This is a genomic window from uncultured Lutibacter sp. (assembly GCF_937891065.1).
Lineage (GTDB): Bacteria > Bacteroidota > Bacteroidia > Flavobacteriales > Flavobacteriaceae > Lutibacter.
Genome location: NZ_CALAEQ010000262.1, coordinates 1 through 19,135, shown reverse-complemented (window position 1 = coordinate 19,135; position 19,135 = coordinate 1). Strand labels below are relative to the sequence as shown.

The 19,135-nt window shown below is 28.6% G+C and carries 15 protein-coding genes and 1 pseudogene; 4 read left to right on the top strand and 12 right to left on the bottom strand.

The features are described 5' to 3' along the window. The 4 genes from Q0352_RS13815 to dapF all read right to left on the bottom strand — a co-directional run. A partial coding sequence (locus Q0352_RS13815) for a peptidoglycan-binding protein LysM (RefSeq protein ID WP_299528450.1) occupies window positions 1-571 on the bottom strand: 571 nt, incomplete at its 3' end. A 208-nt stretch (window positions 572-779) separates the two neighbouring features. Continuing rightward, window positions 780-1,814 (bottom strand): endolytic transglycosylase MltG, encoded by a 1,035-nt coding sequence (gene mltG, locus Q0352_RS13810; RefSeq protein ID WP_299528449.1) that lies wholly within the window; start codon window positions 1,812-1,814, stop codon window positions 780-782. Further along, window positions 1,804-2,337: a GNAT family protein gene (locus tag Q0352_RS13805; RefSeq protein ID WP_299528448.1), complete on the bottom strand. Its 534-nt coding sequence runs from the start codon at window positions 2,335-2,337 to the stop codon at window positions 1,804-1,806. The genes mltG and Q0352_RS13805 overlap by 11 nt, the downstream gene beginning before the upstream one ends. Further along, entirely contained in the window at window positions 2,337-3,116 is a 780-nt protein-coding gene (gene dapF / locus Q0352_RS13800) for a diaminopimelate epimerase (protein ID WP_299528447.1), read from the bottom strand. Before dapF ends, Q0352_RS13805 begins: the two co-directional genes overlap by 1 nt. A gap of 160 nt (window positions 3,117-3,276) precedes the next feature. Here dapF and Q0352_RS13795 point away from each other — a divergent pair, with 160 nt between their 5' ends. Both Q0352_RS13795 and Q0352_RS13790 read left to right on the top strand, forming a co-directional pair. Beyond that, the gene (locus Q0352_RS13795) at window positions 3,277-4,683 is read left to right on the top strand and encodes a trypsin-like peptidase domain-containing protein (RefSeq protein ID WP_299528446.1); all 1,407 of its coding nucleotides are present in this window, start codon (window positions 3,277-3,279) and stop codon (window positions 4,681-4,683) included. A gap of 118 nt (window positions 4,684-4,801) precedes the next feature. Next, entirely contained in the window at window positions 4,802-6,247 is a 1,446-nt protein-coding gene (locus Q0352_RS13790; RefSeq protein WP_299528445.1) for a glyceraldehyde-3-phosphate dehydrogenase, read from the top strand. Between the two features lie 93 nt (window positions 6,248-6,340). On the opposite strand, the gene Q0352_RS13785 is transcribed toward Q0352_RS13790, so the two are convergent. The 3 genes from Q0352_RS13785 to Q0352_RS13775 are packed head-to-tail and all read right to left on the bottom strand — an operon-like array spanning window position 6,341 to window position 8,462. Further along, window positions 6,341-6,844, bottom strand: a complete 504-nt coding sequence (locus Q0352_RS13785; RefSeq protein ID WP_299528443.1) for a DsrE/DsrF/DrsH-like family protein — start codon at window positions 6,842-6,844, stop codon at window positions 6,341-6,343. An 18-nt stretch (window positions 6,845-6,862) separates the two neighbouring features. Beyond that, window positions 6,863-7,174 carry a TusE/DsrC/DsvC family sulfur relay protein gene (locus Q0352_RS13780; protein WP_299528441.1) on the bottom strand — a complete coding sequence of 104 codons (312 nt, stop codon included), beginning with the start codon at window positions 7,172-7,174 and terminating at the stop codon, window positions 6,863-6,865. A 34-nt stretch (window positions 7,175-7,208) separates the two neighbouring features. Then, the gene (locus Q0352_RS13775; protein WP_299528439.1) at window positions 7,209-8,462 is read right to left on the bottom strand and encodes an FAD/NAD(P)-binding oxidoreductase; all 1,254 of its coding nucleotides are present in this window, start codon (window positions 8,460-8,462) and stop codon (window positions 7,209-7,211) included. Window positions 8,463-8,672: 210 nt separating this feature from the next. Between Q0352_RS13775 and ligA the strand changes: the two genes are divergently transcribed. Next, entirely contained in the window at window positions 8,673-10,676 is a 2,004-nt protein-coding gene (gene ligA / locus Q0352_RS13770) for an NAD-dependent DNA ligase LigA (protein ID WP_299528437.1), read from the top strand. A gap of 2 nt (window positions 10,677-10,678) precedes the next feature. Here the strand turns inward: ligA and Q0352_RS13765 are convergent, their stop codons facing one another. From Q0352_RS13765 to tsaD, 5 genes are all read right to left on the bottom strand, one after another. After that, window positions 10,679-11,332, bottom strand: coding sequence for a Crp/Fnr family transcriptional regulator (locus Q0352_RS13765; RefSeq protein WP_299528435.1), 654 nt, complete (start codon window positions 11,330-11,332; stop codon window positions 10,679-10,681). Window positions 11,333-11,447: 115 nt separating this feature from the next. Further along, window positions 11,448-12,491 carry a porin gene (locus Q0352_RS13760; protein WP_299528433.1) on the bottom strand — a complete coding sequence of 348 codons (1,044 nt, stop codon included), beginning with the start codon at window positions 12,489-12,491 and terminating at the stop codon, window positions 11,448-11,450. Between the two features lie 121 nt (window positions 12,492-12,612). Continuing rightward, complete coding sequence (locus tag Q0352_RS13755; RefSeq protein ID WP_299528431.1) at window positions 12,613-13,620, bottom strand: rhodanese-like domain-containing protein; 1,008 nt, start codon at window positions 13,618-13,620, stop codon at window positions 12,613-12,615. A 49-nt stretch (window positions 13,621-13,669) separates the two neighbouring features. After that, window positions 13,670-14,662 (bottom strand): rhodanese-like domain-containing protein, encoded by a 993-nt coding sequence (locus Q0352_RS13750; protein ID WP_299528429.1) that lies wholly within the window; start codon window positions 14,660-14,662, stop codon window positions 13,670-13,672. 752 nt (window positions 14,663-15,414) lie between these two features. Next, a complete protein-coding gene (gene tsaD, locus Q0352_RS13745; RefSeq protein ID WP_299528427.1) occupies window positions 15,415-16,449 on the bottom strand; it encodes a tRNA (adenosine(37)-N6)-threonylcarbamoyltransferase complex transferase subunit TsaD in 1,035 nt (344 codons plus the stop codon). Between the two features lie 107 nt (window positions 16,450-16,556). Between tsaD and Q0352_RS13740 the strand changes: the two are divergent. After that, a pseudogene (locus Q0352_RS13740) lies at window positions 16,557-19,135 on the top strand (translocation/assembly module TamB); the annotation flags it as partial.

Below are 19,135 nucleotides of genomic sequence, written 5' to 3'. Positions count from 1 at the left end.
CTGAAAATTCTTTTAAGTAGTGTTGAATTGAAGAACCGTAGGCATCTTTAAATCTGTCTTCACCGTTACTTCTAAGATATTTTTTTACATTTCCTGCTCCAGATAAGTGTGCAGCTGCAAGAATACCAGATTCAGTAATTTTAATACCATTTATGTTTTTTCCAACGCTACGTTTAATATCTTTTCTTAATATCCATTTATTTACAGAACAAAGTGCTATAAAAGCATCTTCCTGTAATTCAGGAGTATTTAAAAATAGTTGAGTATCGTGAATTTTAAATCTTTTTAAGGTAGATCTTCCAAATTGATACTTACCTAAATAACCTAGTGTGTTAACAACATTATAATCTCCTTGAGATTCTTTAAAAGCAACTGCTTCTTTGAATCCGTTAAATGAATTACCTACAAATGGAATGTTATAATAATGAGGTATAATTTCTTTTTCAGTAGGAACTGAGCTGATTTCTTTAATAAGAGAAATGCTTTTGTTCAGGGTTTTTTCGTCTTTAGAAAAACTAGATATTATAGCTCCTAAGATCAATAAACCAAAAATTACTATTACTTTTTTCATAATTTATAGGTGTTAATTACCTTCTAAATTTCCGGGTGCAAATGTACAGTATCTTTTTAATTTGACAATAAATATACTAATTTATTTTTTAAATTAACAAATTGTTAACAAATGTGTGATTTTGTTGATAAAAGTGAATAGTTTAAGATTATTTATGTTAAAATGATTAAGAAAGTATAATCACTTTGTGAAGTAGTGATTTGATATGTTACCTATTTACACCTTGCTTACTAAGCCATGACTGGTATTTAATAGCGTTTTTATTGTGTTGAGCTAATGTTTTTGCAAATTCATGTCTGCCAGCAGTAGTAATACTTGCACACATATAATAAAACTCATGCATTGCTGGATTTAGCACAGCATCAATAGAAGATATATCAGGCATCGCAATTGGACCAGGAGGTAACCCATTATTAATATAGGTATTGTATGGTGAGTTAATTTGTAAATCTTTAGTTAAAACCCTTTTGATTATTGTATCATTTCCAAGTTTCTTTTTTATAGCAAAAATAATGGTAGGATCTGCTTGCAATGGCCATTTATCTTTTAATCTGTTTAAATAGAGTCCGGCTACCATTGGTCTTTCACTTACAGAAGCTGTTTCTTTTTGAACAATTGAAGCGAGTATTATAACTTCATTTTTTGATAAACTTAAGTTTTTAGCTTTTTCTATGCGTGAAGTATTCCAAAACTTATGGTACTCATTAAGCATTTTATTTCTAAATTCTTCTGCGGAAGTATTCCAATAAAATTCATAGGTATTTGGAATATACATTCCAATTGCGTTATTTACATTAAAACCAGCCTCAGATATAAATGAAGGATTGGTTAAAGTAGATAAAAGAGAAATAGAATCAGCTTCAATTTGTTCAGAAATTCTACCAGCAAATTTTTCGAAGGTATCTTGGTTATTAAATGATAATTTAACAGTTGTTTGTTTTCCACTTCGTAATAAATTAACCAAACTATTATTATTCATTCCTTTTGAAATGTGAAATTTTCCAGGTTTTATCGAATTTGGATAGTTTTTTTTGTTAGAAACCCAAATAAATGGCTGTGTCCTTTTTAAAAATGGACGAATTAGATTTTCAACATCTTCAAAATTACTATTTGTTGGAATATATAAAAAACCCTCTTTTGTAGTATTTGACTTGTATATTTTATTATAAAAGTTAAATGCTAACACTCCTCCAATTATTAGTATTAAACTAAAAATTAATATAAATAGTTGTTTAAGATTCATTAGTGTTTTTTATTAATTGGTATAAGATTTCATCTTTAAAATTGGTATTTGAATATATCCAATCTTTTTTTGTCCCTACTTTTTTAAAATTACATTTTTCAAAAAGTGAAATACTCTTTAAATTATCTGAAGTAATATTTGCAAAAATTTGATGCACATTTAAGTAAGTAAAAGCATAATCAATAACCATTTCTAAGGCTTCAAAACCGTATCTTTTTGTTTGATTTTTAGAGGTAATTAAAATTCCAATACCTACACGTTTGTGAAGGGGATTAAATTCAAATAAATCAATCAATCCAACAGGTGTATTATTAATGTCACAAATCACAAATCGATATTGTTTTGCTTCATAAATATCTTGATGTGAGTTTTCAATATACTTTTGTAAAATATGTTTTGAATACGGTGCTTGCGTACTACTTAATTCCCAAAATGATTCATCATTTTCTATTGAAAATAAAAAGTCTAAATCTTCAGGCTCTAAAGCACGTAAGTTGATATTTTCTCCTAGTAAAGTTGCCATTAAATAGTAATATTTCCTTCAAAAACAAATTGAGCAGGACCTTTTAAAAATACATTTGTATAGGAATTCCCTTCTCTTTTAAATGAAACTTCTAAATGCCCTCCTAAAACTTCAATATTTATGTTGTTTGCAGTTGTTTTATTTAATTTATTAGCGGCTAATGCAACGGCAGTAACTCCAGTGCCGCAGGCTAAAGTTTCATCTTCAACGCCACGTTCGTAGGTTCTAACTTTAAATGAATTATCTGAAATTTGTTCTGCAAAATTTACGTTAGTGCCTTCCTTAAAATAGGGAGCTCCGTATCTTATTTTAGCACCTTCTTCTTTTACATTTATATTTGAAATTTTGTCACTAAAACTAACATGATGTGGTGATCCCGTATTTAAAAATGAATAATTTTCAAATTCTGCAACAGTATCAACATCACCCATCTGTAAATTTACTATGTCATTTTTAATGGAGGCAAAATGAAACCCATCAACTGCATCAAAAGTAGTTTCATTTTTAACAATACTTAATTGTTTAGCAAAAGCCACTATGCATCTTCCACCATTTCCGCACATAGTACTTACATTACCATCTGCATTAAAATACACCATCGTAAAATCGCTTTTATCTGAAGATTCTAATAAAATTAATCCATCTGCACCAATACCAAATCGTCTATCACACAATTTACTAATTAGTTTTATATCATTTTTTGGAAACGTATTGTTTCTATTATTAATCATAATAAAATCATTTCCTGCTCCTTGATATTTGTAAAAATGTATTTTCATTAATGCAAATGTAATAAATTCATTGAATTTTTAACTAAAAATTTATAGCTCGATTTAAAATGTTAAAATGAGTTAAAACAGCGTTAATAAACAGTTAAAGCATTTTTACGAATACAATATTGTATTAATTTTGGGTTATTATTTTATTAAATCTTTAAATATGAAAAAAATAGCAAGCATTATATTGTTTTCTGCCATTGGAGGAGCTCTCACATTAGGTACGTATAAATTATTTATTGAAAAGCCTCAAATTATTATTCAAAAATCGAACGACTCTTTAGTTGGTGCTTTTCCTGTAAATTATAAAAACACGATGGTTGCCTCAACAGAAAATACAGATTTCACTGTTGCCGCTGAAAAAACACTAAATTCGGTAGTACACGTTAAAAACACATTTTATAAGACTATACGAGATCCTCGAGCAGAATTTTTTTATGGTCAGGGAAGTGGAGCTAAACAATATTCTCAAGTAGGAACTGGTAGTGGAGTGGTAATTTCTTCTGATGGATATATTATTACTAATAACCATGTTATTAAAAACGCTACTGAAATTGAAATAACTTTAAATAATAAAAAGAACTATAAAGCTAAATTAATTGGAACTGACGCAACGAATGATATTGCTTTGTTAAAAGTTGAAGCAACAGGTTTAGCGTATGTTACTTTTGGAGATTCTAATAGTATAAAAGTAGGTGAGTGGGTATTGGCTGTAGGAAATCCTTATAATTTAACATCAACAGTAACCGCAGGAATTATAAGTGCAAAAGGTAGAGATTTAGACGGGAATAAGGGTGTAGACTCGTTTATTCAAACAGATGCAGCCGTAAACCCAGGAAATAGTGGTGGTGCTTTGGTAAATACTAGAGGTGAATTAATTGGGATTAATACAGCAATTTCCTCTCAAACAGGATCTTTTATTGGGTATTCTTTTGCGGTTCCTTCAAGCATAGCTAAAAAAGTTGTTGAAGATTTAATGGAATTTGGGAATGTTCAAAAGGCAGTGTTGGGTGTGTATGGTGGTGAACTTAATAATAAGGTAGCTGAAGAATTAAAAATAGCCGATACTGAAGGTTATTATATTTCAGGAATTGTAGAGAATTCAGGTGCTCAAAAAGTAGGTTTGAAGCAAAATGATATTATAATTAAATTAAATGAAGTAAAAATTTCTACGTTTGCTGATTTACAAGGTTTTTTAAGAACTAAAAGACCTAATGATGTTGTTGAAGTAACTTTTTTAAGAGATGGTAAACAAAAAATAGTAAATGTAATATTAACTAAAAATGAAAAAAGTAAAATTTCAGCTATAGGATTAGAATTGAAAAATTTAGATAAAAGTGAATTAAAGAAATTAGATATAGCTAACGGTGTAAAAATAACAGCTATTTCTAATAAAGAATTGTTGTATTATGGAGTTAAAAACGGATATGTAATTACAGCTATTAATAATAAAAAAGTTATTTCAGTTGATGATGTAAACGATATGATTGCAAATAAAACCAATGATGAAGTATTGCGTATTGAAATGTTAAATTTAAAAGGTGAAACGGAGCGTTATATTTTTAGATAATATTTTTAAATGTTTTAAAAACCTCTCAAAATTTGAGAGGTTTTTTTTATGGGTAAAAGGTTTGCGAAAACGTTTGAAATAGGTACTTTTGCTGAAAATTTAAATAACAAAACTCAAAATGTCATTTAACGAACTTTACGAAAAAGAGCTAGCTTTTCAAGCAGACAGAAGAAGAGCAACTGTAGAATTTATTAGAATTATTAGTGATTTGTGGTATGATGATACAGTTGAATTAATTTTATTTAGGAATCAACTGTTAGATAGAAATGTTAGTGAACTACTTAATTTGGTAGAATATGCTAGTGATTTTGTAGAAAAACCAATTTCAATTTTTGATGCTGTAGAAATTGCTAAGGAAATTAAAAATCATAAATTACCTCCTTCAAAAATTGATATAGGCAAATTAGTGTATGAATTTCAATTAGAGAACAATGAGCATTCTATACCGAAATTTGTTGAATTGAAATTAAAAGATGCCAAAAACTCCAGTGAAATTGAAGCTAAAGATGTTGTTCTTTATGGTTTTGGAAGAATAGGTCGTTTATTAGCACGTGAATTAATGGCACGAACAGGGAAAGGAAACTTAATGCGATTGAGAGCAATTGTTACGAGAGGAGAAATATCTGAATCTGTTTTAGAAAAAAGAGCTTCATTGTTAAGAAATGATTCTATTCATGGTGATTTTCATGGTACTGTACGAGTGGATATTGATAAAAAGGCTTTAATAATTAATGGGACCACAGTTCATATGATTTCAGCAAATACTCCTGAAGAAATTAATTATACTTCTTATGGAATTTCTGATGCTTTAGTTATAGATAATACGGGCGCTTTTAGAGATGAAGAAGCTTTAGGAAGACATTTAAAAGCAAAAGGAATCGCAAAAGTATTATTAACAGCACCAGGAAAAGGAGTTCCTAATATTGTTTATGGTGTAAATCATGCAAACTATGATCCAAATAAAGTGAATATATTTTCAGCCGCCTCTTGCACTACAAATGCTATAACTCCTGTTTTAAAGGTAATTGAAGATAATTTCGGAGTAATTAATGGGCATTTAGAAACTATTCATGCATATACTAACGATCAAAATTTAGTAGATAATTTTCATAAAAAATATAGAAGAGGAAGAGCAGCTGCATTAAACATGGTAATTACTGAAACTGGAGCTGGAAGTGCAGTTTCTAAAGCATTGCCTTCATTTGAAGGTAAATTAACTTCAAATGCAATTCGTGTTCCTGTTCCAAATGGTTCTTTAGCAATTTTAAATCTTCGCCTAGAAAATGCGGCAAGTAAAGAAACAATTAATACAACATTGAAAAAATATTGTTTAGAAGGTAATTTGGTTGAACAAATAAGATATTCATTTAGTAATGAATTGGTTTCGTCAGATATTGTTGGTACATCTGCACCAGCTATTTTTGATAGTAATGCTACTATCTCTAATAATGATGGTAAGAATGTTGTTTTATATGTTTGGTATGATAATGAATATGGGTATACACACCAAGTTATTAGATTGGCAAGATATATTTCACAAGTAAGAAGATTTGCTTATTATTAGTATTGTTAGCAAGTGTAATTTTTCATAAAGTATATAAATAAAAAAAGCCAAATCAATGAATTGATTTGGCTTTTTATTCTTTAATGAAAAGGATTAAGTAAATATAATTTGTGTTCTGTCACCATCACATAATTCATAAAATTGACCAATAGTGATAATGTCTTTAACCTCAGAAGATAAATCTTCTTTTTTCAGTTTAAACATATCAATTGCCAATTTACAAGCGTAAATTGTACCACCTCCGGCAGTAATCATTTCTAAGAATTCATCTACTGGTGGCATATCTAATTCTCCCATTTGTTTACGCATCATACCAGATACAGCAGACTCTACTCCTGGTAATCCACCAAGCATAGTAGGGAAAGGTAATCCACCTGGCATACGCATAGCTGGGTTTCCAGTTGTTGCTGTGTGTAAATTATTCATTGTTTTTTTTGTGATTCCATCTAGCCCAAAAAAAGTGAAAAATACATTGGTTTCTATTCCTTCCATTACAGCTCCATTAGCCATTACTAATGTTGCATAAACATCCTCTAAATTTCCTTTAGCACATATAATACAAACCTTTTCTAACGGTTTTTTTTCTTTTGACTCCATTTTTTTAATTTTTTTAAATTAGATACAACTTGTTGGTTTAGGTATTCCTGCTATTTTTGATGAGAATTTTAAAGGTCCTTTTGGGAATAACACATACAATCCTTTAATATCAACAATACCAGACTTTCCTACTTGTCTAATTGTTAAAGCTTCTTTGGCTGCTGTTTTTTCACGTAAGTAATTGATAACCTCAAAATGTTTAGGTGTTAATTCAATTCCTATTTCACTTGCAATTTCTTTTGCAATTTCTTCATTCCATTGAGTCATATCTTCTAAATATCCTTCTTCTGAAATGTTTAAATCTACTCCTGCTATAGTTTTTATTGGCATAATATGTTGTTTTTATTTTATTTAAAGTTAATAATTATTCTTTTATATCTGGTTTAATATCAAATACTTTTCCTTTAAAGCTCATGTTTCTTGAAACAAATGGAATTGCAATACCTTTTAACAACATATTCCAATAAATCCATCTAAAAGCTAATTTTCCCCAATGGTTCAATACACTTTCTTTTAATAACTTTAAAGGTCCAATTTTTGCAAAAGGGAAATTCCCATGAACTGGTTCAGTAACGTAATTAAAATCTATTAATAAAGCTTTGTTATTTCCAGTTTCAATAAAACAGTTTGCATGGCCATCAAATTCTTTCTTTAATGGAAATCCATCCATATATAAAAGAATATTATCGGTTAAAGTTTCAGCTTGGAAATGAGCAACTGATCCTGCTTTAGAAGCCGGAACATTAGTTGCATCACCTATAACAAAAATGTTTTCATTCGCTAATGATTGTAAAGTGTTATGATGTGTTGGTATAAAGTTTAAATCGTCACCTAAACCTGATTTTTCTATAACTTCATCTCCCATATTTGTTGGTATGGTTACTAATAAATCAAAAGGAATTTTTCTATCTTCATAATCTACTATTTCTTTCTTGTCATTATCTACATGTTGTATGGCAAAATCAGATTCCAAATGAATATTTTTTTCTTTTAACAAATAAGCCAAAGCTGTAGAGCAAGTAGGTTTTGTAAAAGCACCAGTTAATGGAGTAACGTAGGTAATCTCTACTTTTTCTCTCATTCCTTTTTTACGGAAATATGAATCGGCTAAAAATGCAAATTCTAAAGGAGCAACTGGGCATTTAATAGGCATTTCAGTTATATGAACTACTAATTTACCACCTTCCCAATCACGTAATTTGTCACGTAAAGCTAAAGAACCTTCATAAGTGTAAAAATCAAAAATATCTTTTTTCCAAAGTGGACCTATTAAACCTTCAGTTTCTTCAGGTGCAATTTTTGAGCCTGTCGCTATTATTAATACATCATAATCTAAAGTTTCACCTTCTAGTTCTACCTTATTTTCTTTTGGAAGAATTTTTTCTATTTTTTTTTGAATATAATTTACATTTCTTGGAATAAACCTTTTCCCAACTTTTTTCACTTGGTCTTCTGTGTAAGTATCAAATGGAAGAAATAAGAAGCCTGGCTGATAATAATGAGTCTTATATTGATCAACTATTGTAATATTCCATTCATTAGAATAAAGTTTTGGTCTTAAGTGGTTAGCCATCATTGTACCTGCTGTTCCGGCACCTAAAATAAGTAAGTTTTTCATTGTCAGTAGTTTAATTATGCTTTCATTTTATTGTTCCTTTTATCACTATGTAAAGCTACTTAAGTTGCATAACGATATTTATGACAAATATCATAATGCATTGTAATAATTGTTACAATATGCTAGATGAAATTGGAAGTTTATTGGAGTTTTAGTTTAACTAACAAATCTCAATAAATATGATTATTTTAGCAAAGAAATAAATTGAATATGGCATTAACTATTGAACAAACAATAAATAAGCTTAGAGCTGAATTACGATTACATAATTATAATTATTATGTATTAGATAATGCAACTATTTCAGATTTTGAGTTTGATTTAAAATTGAAAGAATTAGAAAATTTAGAAGTTGAAAACCCTCAATTTTTTGATGCTAATTCTCCAACACAAAGAGTTGGAGGCGAAATAACTAAAAATTTTAAAACTGTTGTTCATAAAAACAGGATGTATTCTTTAGATAATTCATATTCAAAAGAAGATTTATTAGATTGGGAAAAGCGTATTAATAAAATTTTAGAAACTGAAGAAATAAATTTCACCTGTGAATTAAAATATGATGGAGCTTCTATTAATCTATCATATGAAAAAGGAATTTTGGTTAGCGCGGTTACTAGAGGAGATGGTTTTGAAGGTGATGATGTTACAGCAAATATTAAAACTATAAAATCTATACCACTTGTTTTGAATGAACCTTTTGTAGATAATTTTGAAATTAGAGGTGAAATTATTTTGCCGTTGGAAGGTTTTAATAAAATGAATGAAGATAAAATTGAAGCAGGCGAAGATCCTTACATGAATCCAAGAAATACAGCAAGTGGAAGTTTAAAATTACAAGATAGTGCCGAAGTTGCCAAACGCCCATTAGATTGTTTATTATACCAAATTGTTGCTGATAAGAATCCGAATAAAACACATTTTGAGGCTTTGGGAATGGCTAAGAAGTTAGGCTTTAAAATTCCAAATACTATAAAAATTTGTTCAACTATAAATGAGGTTTTTAATTTTATTGAAAAATGGGATGAAGAACGTCACCAACTTCCATATGAAACAGATGGAGTTGTTATAAAAGTGAATTCATTACACCAACAAGATGAGTTAGGTTATACAGCAAAATCTCCTCGCTGGGCTATTGCTTATAAATTTAAAACGGAACAAGAAAGTACTGTTTTAAATGAAATAACATACCAAGTTGGTAGAACCGGAGCTATAACTCCTGTAGCAAATTTAGAACCCGTACAATTGGCAGGAACTATTGTGAAAAGAGCTTCATTGCATAATGCCGATCAAATTGAAAAATTGGATGTTAGAGTTGGCGATACCGTTTTTGTTGAAAAAGGAGGTGAAATTATACCTAAAATTGTTGGTGTAGATTTAAATGCAAGACCTTTAAATTCTCAGCCAACAGTTTATATTACACATTGCCCAGATTGTAATACCGAATTAGTTAGAACAATTGGTGATGCAAAACATTATTGCCCAAATGAATACGGTTGTCCAACTCAAATTACAGGTAGAATTCAGCACTTTATTAGTAGAAAAGCTATGAATATTGATGGTTTAGGAGCTGAAACGGTTGAGTTGTTGCATAAAGAAGGGCTAATTCATAATTATGCTGATTTGTATGAATTAAAAGAAGAACAAATAATTCCATTAGAGCGTATGGCAGAAAAGTCTGCTCAAAATATAATTTTTGGTATTGAAAAGTCAAAAGAAATACCTTTTGAAAAAGTGCTATTCGCTTTGGGAATTCGATTTGTTGGAGAAACTGTGGCAAAAAAATTAGCAAACCATTTTAAGTCAATTGATAATTTATTGAATGCTTCTTTTGAAGAGTTAATTTTAGTTGACGAAATTGGAGATAGGATTGCCGAAAGTGTTATAAATTTTTCAACTAATTTAATGAGTATACAGTTGATTGAGCGTTTAAAAAAATATGGTGTTCAATTGGAAGTATCTGTAGAGTCTCAAGAAGGTAAAACAACGATTTTACAAGGGAAAATTTTTGTGGTATCAGGTGTGTTTACACATTTTGATAGAAATGAACTAAAAAAATCTATTGAAGATAACGGCGGGAAAGTAGCTAGTTCAATTTCTAAAAAGACTAATTATATTGTAGCTGGAGAAAATATGGGACCAAGTAAGCGCTCAAAAGCTGAGAGTTTAAAGGTCCCAATTATATCTGAAACTGATTATTTGAAACTGATTAGTTAATTTTAAATATTATCAATTATAATTCTATTTCTTCTTATTTTAACTTTTCCTTCATTTTCAAGTTTTTTTAGTAATCGGGAAACGACTACTCTTGATGTGTTTAAATCTACAGCAATTTCTTGGTGAGTTATAACCAACACGTTGTCTTTCATTATTTTAACTTTGTCGGTCAAAAATTTCAATAATCTATCATCTAATTTCATAAAAGCCAAACTATCAATAGATTCAACCATCTCAATTAAACGAATATGGTAGCTGTCAATAATAAAATGTCTCCAAGACTCATATTTTTTTAGCCAGTCATCCACTTTATCAACTGGAACAAAAATACCTTCAGTTTCTTTCTCAGCGACACCTCTAAACATGCTTTTTGTTCTGTTGATACAATTTACAAATGAAATTGCGCAGGTATCACCTTTTTCTAAAAAATAAAGTGTAATCTCATCACCATTTTTGTCTTCTCTTATAATTTTTATGGCTCCATTTAATATTAATGGTATGTGCGACATATTATCGCCAATATCAATTAGGGTATTACCACTTTCAATAGTTCTATAAATACCTAAATTTGTAATTTCGTCAATAAGTTCTTTTTCGAAAATTTGAGAATAGTATTCATTTAGTTTTTCTCTAATGATTGCTTTATTGGTATTCATAAATTTATTTTTTACAAAATTACGAAACCAAAGTTACATTTACTAAAAAAATAAACTCCTGATAATTATCAGGAGTTTATTTTTTCAAATAAGTATAAATGTTTTAAAATTCAAATTAGAATTTTATTTGCATTTGCATTAAAAGCGCATCATTGTCAATACTATTATATGTTTCAATGTTTGCTTGGTAATTTAATTGAAAACGAGTGCTTTTGTTAAAGAAGTAATTTAAACCAACAGTCATTCTTTCTTGGTAACCAATTTTTTCGATTTGAGTATCTTGATCGAAATATTCATATTTGAATACAGGTTGTAATTTTTCATTAATATCATATGTAGCCATTACATAAGCACCTTCTCTTTTATTCCCTAATTCTAAAGGTTCTGAACCACAACCACCACCAGCAGCTCTATTGTAATCACCTTCATCATAAATGTACTCCCCTTGAAGAGTAAAAGCGTTATAATTAATTGATGCATCTATACCGTATGTAGTTCTGTCATCATCTTCGTTGTTAGGGTATCCGTATCTAAAACTTGCACCAACATTCATAAAATCTAATAATTGATATGTAGCACGTCCAGTTACATCTTTTTTCTCATTATTGTCATTAATTCCTAAACCTCTTCCGTTCATTAATGCTATAGAATACTTGAATTTACTTTCTTTTGTTCCTCCTAATAACATTAAACCCATATCTCTTTGTGGAGCAACTAATTGATCAGCTACAATTGATCTATCAATAGTAGTTAATGAATGACAAGCAGTTGTTACTTCTCTACCAAAAGGTTGTTTAAATGATCCTAAAGAAATTTTAGCCCATTCATTTTTATCATAAGTTACAAATGCATCTAATAAGTAAGCGTCTCCACCACCAATAAAAGCACTAGTTTCTAAAACTACGTAATATGAGAAAGAACGATTTACTCTACCTCTTACACCAAGTCTAGCACGTTTGAAATTAAAAGTATTTTCACCATTATCTGTAAAATAAGTGTTGTACTGTGGTTGAATATAACCAAACACTGTTGAACTACTTGTTGAAGGAACTCCACTAGCTCCAGCAACTGGTGCATCATCTTCACAACCTTGTGCAAAAGTTGTATTAAATTGTAATGCAAATAATATTGAAAAAAGTAAAATTATTTTTGTTTTCATTTTGTCATTTTTTAATTAAAAAGCTCTAAAAAACGGTAATTACTTATTGGTTATAAAACATCATTTTATAATTTAATGTTGTTTTTTAGAGCTTTAATTTTAGATATTTTTAAATATTTAATTAGTTTACTAAAGGTAAATTTTTTGTTTTGCTATCTACACCCCATTGGTTTGAACTCCATTGTGAACTACTGTGGCTTAACCCATTCATACCAAATGTTAAACTGTAAGCATCATAACCTAAAACTCTTAAACATGCTGTTACAACAGCAGAAGTTTGACCAGTATAGCAATATGTAACTACTTTAGCTGATTTATCTAAATTTTTATATTCTCCATTCGCTAATGTTAATGGTAAAAGTCTGTGAGCACCTTTTACATGACCAAATCCTGTATAATCTCCTTCACTAAAGTAATTATTAACGAAATAATTTGAAGGTGAAGCCATTACATCTGCATTTGAAGCAGTTTTAAAACCTTCAGAAACAACAAGTTCAACTCTTTTTCTTAGAATTTCAGAACCTTCAGTGCTTAAGCTAGTTAATACTGGTTCGTCATAAATACTTAAAGCTGGTGCAGAACCAAATGACCAGTTAGCAGCATTATCAGAACCTACATTTCCAGTTTTACTTGTCCAAGAATCAGTTGTATCAGACCATCCTGTCATACCCCATTTTAAAGCTTGTGCAGTAGGATGTCCATACATACGTAATAATGCGGCTGCATAACATGCTGTTTGTCCTGTATAACAAACAACTAAAATTTGTTTGCCTCCATTGTTAGCAGCTGATGTTAAAATATCTGCAAAAGGTACATTTGTAGCTCCGTCTATATGGCTTGTTGCAAATGCAGCTGCAGATCTAATATCCATGATGTAATATTTTGCTTTATATGCAGCAGCATCATAATCTGCTAATGCAGGTGCTCCTGTTACAAATTTTACTCCTGCAGTAGTAGATATTACATTGTTTATATCTAGTTGATTGTCAACCATATAATTTTTTAATAGTGTAAAAGTAGGTTCTACTATTACAACAGGTCCGTCTATGTCATCACTTTTGTCACATGACGTTAAAAAAAGTGTTGGTACTAATAATAATCCTATTAATAATGATGATAATTTTTTCATGATTTGTTTGTTTATGTTTATATTATGATGTTTGTGATGGTAATTTATTTTATTCTGAAATTGGGTAACTGTTTACTTCTTGATCGCTAAACCCATTCCATCCTTTTTCTATAAGAACAGAATTCATAAAGCTATTAGAACCGTAAGCTAAGTTTGAAGCTTTGTACCCAAGTATATTTAAATACGCAACTGTAAATGCACCTGAAAAACCAGTTTCACAGTTTACTAATATATTTTTATCAGTAGGTAAAGTGTATAAATTTGATGTAGATGATAATGATGTGCTAGGTTGATATCTTACAGCACCTGGTATGTGTCCAAAGTTGTGGTTTTCTTCACTTACATAATTTACTATGTAAAAATCATTTGGGCTAGTAAATGCAGAATCTACTTTAACAATAAATTCCTTGTAAGGTTTTGCAAAAACTTCTTTAATTCTTTCTTTTAAGATTTCTTCACCTGTAGTTTTACCTGTGTTTAATATTGGTAAGTTGTCAACTTCAGACATTTCATTTGAAGTAGTTTCAAGTTTATCAATATAAGTGTCTTTTGAATTTTTCAACCAAATATTTGTTGCAAATTCTTCATCCCAAGAACTCATTCCCCATTTCAAATTAAATACATTATTGTAACCAGCTAATCTTAATAAGCCAGCGTAATATGCTGCAGATTGGCCAGAATAACATACAATTGTTATTTTATCAAAGCTTTTTGGGTCAATTTCGTTTTCAAAATAATTAAGTAATTCCTCAGCTTTTATGTTTGTAGCATTTTTAATATGCCCATAATCAAACCAACCTTCACTTCTAATATCTAAAACAAGATATTTGCTGTTTTTAAGGTTGTCTTTGATTTCTGATGCTAAAACTACAGCAGGTGCTAATTCACTATTAATAAAATTGCCATTAGCTTCTAGGTATTCAACTAATAATTCAAATTCAGAATTAGTAGTTTGTTCTGTGTCTTGTGCATTGCTATTATAACTAACCAAAAGCGTTGTTATAAACAAAAGCAATACGAAATAATTCGTTCTTTTTTTCATTTTATAAGTAATTTAAATTAAATTGATGTATTAATTGTTACAGCAAAATTAAAGACAGTGTTATTTTGTTTGTATGATATTTGTCATACGAAGCTTAATACATATTTATTCTGCACAGTAACTTATGTTACAATATAACATACGTGATATTCAGTTAGTTATGTGAGAATTTCATTTTTTCATTTTTTTTTAAATGAAAGATGAAACTATATTTTTGAAGTGTGCTTATTTAAAATATCATTTGACCGCAAATTTTTCCTTAAATCAAAAAGTAGCTACAAAAATTAAAGTTAAAATTTATGATATTATTAATAATAGGAATGTAAGAAAGTAATATATTAATGAATAGTTATTAAAAACGGGTAGTAAAGAATTATTCGTAATACGAAGAGTTTTTTCTTGAAATGTACTTTTAAATAACAAGGCGTTTTATATATTCTAAATAAAGTTGTTTAATTTGTTACTTTAGGAAAGCATATGACCAATGTTTTAGCTGGATTATTATGCTAAAATTTTTAATTTAGTAGCTGTTTTGAGTTTAAACTAAAGTTATTTGTTACTAGTAACCCTAGTTATTTAAAGTAACTAGTAGTTGTAACAAATGATACGCTAATTAAAGTGCTTTTTTTAGGGGTATTAGAGTTTATTGACAAAACAAAAAAGCTTTAAGAAAATATAAAATATAAATAAGAATTAATTATTTGCTAGAAATTTCATTTGAAAATATTGATATTTCTAGCAAATAATTTATTCTAATTTTCACTCACTTTTAAACGGGCGGTGGCAGTAGTTGCGTCATTTGAAAAATCATTTTCTAAATATTTTAGATAGCCAACAATAGCAATCATACCTGCATTATCAGTGGTATATTCAAATTTCGGGATATAAGTAGTCCAACCTAATTTTTCTTCATAAGATTTTAAGACTTTTCTTATTTCTGAATTTGCACTAACACCTCCCGCAATTGCAATATGATTTATGCCAGTTTGTTTTACTGCTTTTTTTAGTTTATCAAATAAAATTTCAACAATTGTAAATTGAATGGATGCACAAATATCATTTAGATTTTCTTCAATAAAGTTTGGGTTTTCTTTTACTTTTTTCTGAATAAAATATAAGATTGCAGTTTTTAAACCGCTGAAGCTAAAGTTTAATCCATCAACTTTAGGTTTTGTAAATTTAAAAGCTTTTGGATTTCCTAAATTTGCATATTTATCAACTAATGGTCCACCAGGATATGGTAAACCAAGAATTTTGGCAGATTTATCGTAGGCTTCACCAACGGCATCATCTAAAGTTTCACCAATAACTTCCATTGTAAAATAATTGGTAATTTTTACAATTTGAGTATGTCCTCCACTAATTGTTAAACATAAAAAAGGAAAGGGAGGTTTTTGTTGATTTTCTTCTTCAATAAAATGAGCTAAAACGTGCCCTTGCATATGATTTACAGCAATTAAAGGAATGTTTAAAGCTAAAGAAAGTGACTTAGCAAAAGAGGTTCCAACTAATAAAGAACCCATTAATCCAGGTCCGCGCGTAAAAGCTATGGCATTTAAGTCTTTTTTGTCGATATTTGCTTGCTGAATTGCTTGTTGAATTACAGGAACAATATTTTGTTGATGTGCACGAGATGCTAATTCTGGAACAACACCGCCATATTTGGCATGAATTTCTTGGTTAGCAACAACATTTGACAATATTTTGCCGTTGCAAATAACAGCGGCACTTGTATCATCACAAGACGATTCAATACCAAGAATATAAATTGATTTATTTTTAGTCATTTAGTATATAGAATAATAAATAAAGGCACGAAAATTGCCATAAAAATGCAAATTTAACTCATATCAAACGAATTAAAAAAATAGTTGTTAGAATTTTAGTGATACTATTGCTTTTGTCAGCAGTGGTAAGCATTATTTTGTCTTTACCAATAGTACAAACTAAGTTGGGTAAAGCTGCTACTAATTATTTAAATACGGAGTTTGACGTTAATATTAATATTGATAGAGTTGATTTATCTTTTTTAGGTAATGTAAAGCTAAAGGATGTATTAATTATTAACCACCATGGAGATACTTTAATTTCCGCTCAAAATTTAGCGACTTCAGTTTTTAGTTATCGAAATATGATGAATAGCAAACTGGAATTTGGGCAAATTTCATTGAGTAATTTTATAGTTAATATAAATACTTATCAAGGTGAAAGAGATGATGCTTTAACAGTTTTTATTGATAAGTTTGATGATGGAATTGTTAGTGATAAACCATCAGGTTTCCTATTAACGGCAACAAGTTTGAAATTAAATAAAGGTTATGTTGAAGTAATAGATTTTAATTTTCCGGAAAATAAAACTTTATTTTTTAAAAATATTAATGGTGGGGCTAAAAATTTTATAATTGAAGGCCCAAATGTTTCTACAAAAATAGAAGGATTAAGCTTTATTGAAAATCATTCAATTGAAGTAAAAAGTTTAACAAGTGATTTTACATATACAAAATCATTTATGAATTTTTTAAACACTCAATTAGAAACCGAAGATTCCTCAATTTTAACTGATATAAGATTTACTTATGTAAGAGAAGATTTTTCAGATTTCAATAATTTAGTAAATATTGAAGCTGATGTTAAAGAAGCTGATGTGTCTCTTATAGATTTAAATAAGTTTTACAGTGAATTAGGAACAGAAGATAAAATACATTTTTCAACAAAAATCACCGGGAAATTAAACAATTTTGTAACTCATAACCTGCAGTTAAAAAGTGATGCAAATGCAATTATTAATGGGACTTTAAATTTTAAAAACTCTTTTAATCAAGAAAATGGATTTTCTTTAGAAGGTAGTTTAACCAATTTAACATCCGATTATTATCATTTAAAAACATTGTTGCCAAACGTATTGGGAAATACACTGCCATCCTCTTTTGAAAAATTTGGAAGGTTTACAATAAATGGGAATGTTTATATAACCGAAAATTTAATAAATGCTCAATTAACTTTAAATACAGCTATTGGAACTACCGTATCAGATTTAGAATTAACAAATATTAGTAATATTGACGCAGCATCTTATATTGGACATATAAATGTTATAGACTTTGATTTAGGCAAATTCACAAATAATCCTTTAGTTGGAAAATTTTCTATTGAAGGTGATGTTGATGGAGAAGGATTTACATTAGAAAAAATGAATACTTCAGTTAAAGGGCTTATTTCTAAATATGAATATAATAAATATAATTATGCAGGAATAAATATAAATGGTGTTGTAAAAAGCAAACACTTTAATGGAGAAATGGAAGTGAACGATGATAATTTAAAGCTAAATTTTAATGGTTTGGCAGATTTTTCATCAGATATTTTCACATTCGATTTTAAAACAATTATTGATTATTGTGATTTAAATGCAATTAATATTTTTAAAAGAGATAGCATATCAAATGTAAAAGGTGATATTGAAATTAAAGTAAAAGGAAATTCCTTTGATGATTTAGTTGGAACTATTGATTTTAAAAACTCTTTATACACAAATCAAAAAGGAAATTATTTTTTTAAAGATTTTAACGTTACATCTTCATTTACAGACAGTGTTAGAAACATATCAGTTAATTCTTCGGAAATAATTGAAGGAAATGTAAAAGGAATTTTTAAATTTAATGAGTTAGGTAAATTAGCGCAAAACTCAATTGGTAGTATTTATTCAAATTATAAACCTCATAAAGTATCATCTGGACAATATTTAGATTTCAGGTTTAAAATTCATAATAAAATTGTGGAGGTTTTTTATCCGGATATTACACTTTCAGCTAATTCATCAATTAGAGGAACTATAAATTCTGATGATAATTTGTTTAAGTTAACTATTAAATCACCAAAAGTAGAAGCTTATAAAAATATTATAGATGATTTAAATTTACAAATAGACAATCAAAATCCTCTATTTAATACACAACTTTCTATAAATAAAATAAGTACCAGTAATTATGATATTTCAGATATACAGTTAGTGAATATTACACTAAATGATACTTTATATTTTAGGACTGAATTTAAAGGGGGTATAGAAAAAACTGAAGATTATAAATTATCTTTTTACCATACATTTAATAAGGATAATAAATCTGTTTTTGGAGTTCAAAAATCCAATGTTATATTTAAAAATAATGAGTGGATAATTAATCCTACCAATAATTTTGAAAATAAAGTAGTTTTAGATAGTGAAACAAAAACATATACGATTAGCCCGTTTTTGATGACTACAGGTAAAGAAAAATTAGAGTTTTATGGAGTTATTAAGGATACTATTTCAAAAGATATTCATTTTAATTTTAAAGAAGTAAAACTTTCAAGTATTACTCCTGAAATTGATAGTTTAAAATTAAAAGGTATTATAAATGGTACTTTTAACTATAATCAAATTGAAAAGAAATTAAAGCCAACCGCCAATCTTTTAATTTCAAATTTTAATAT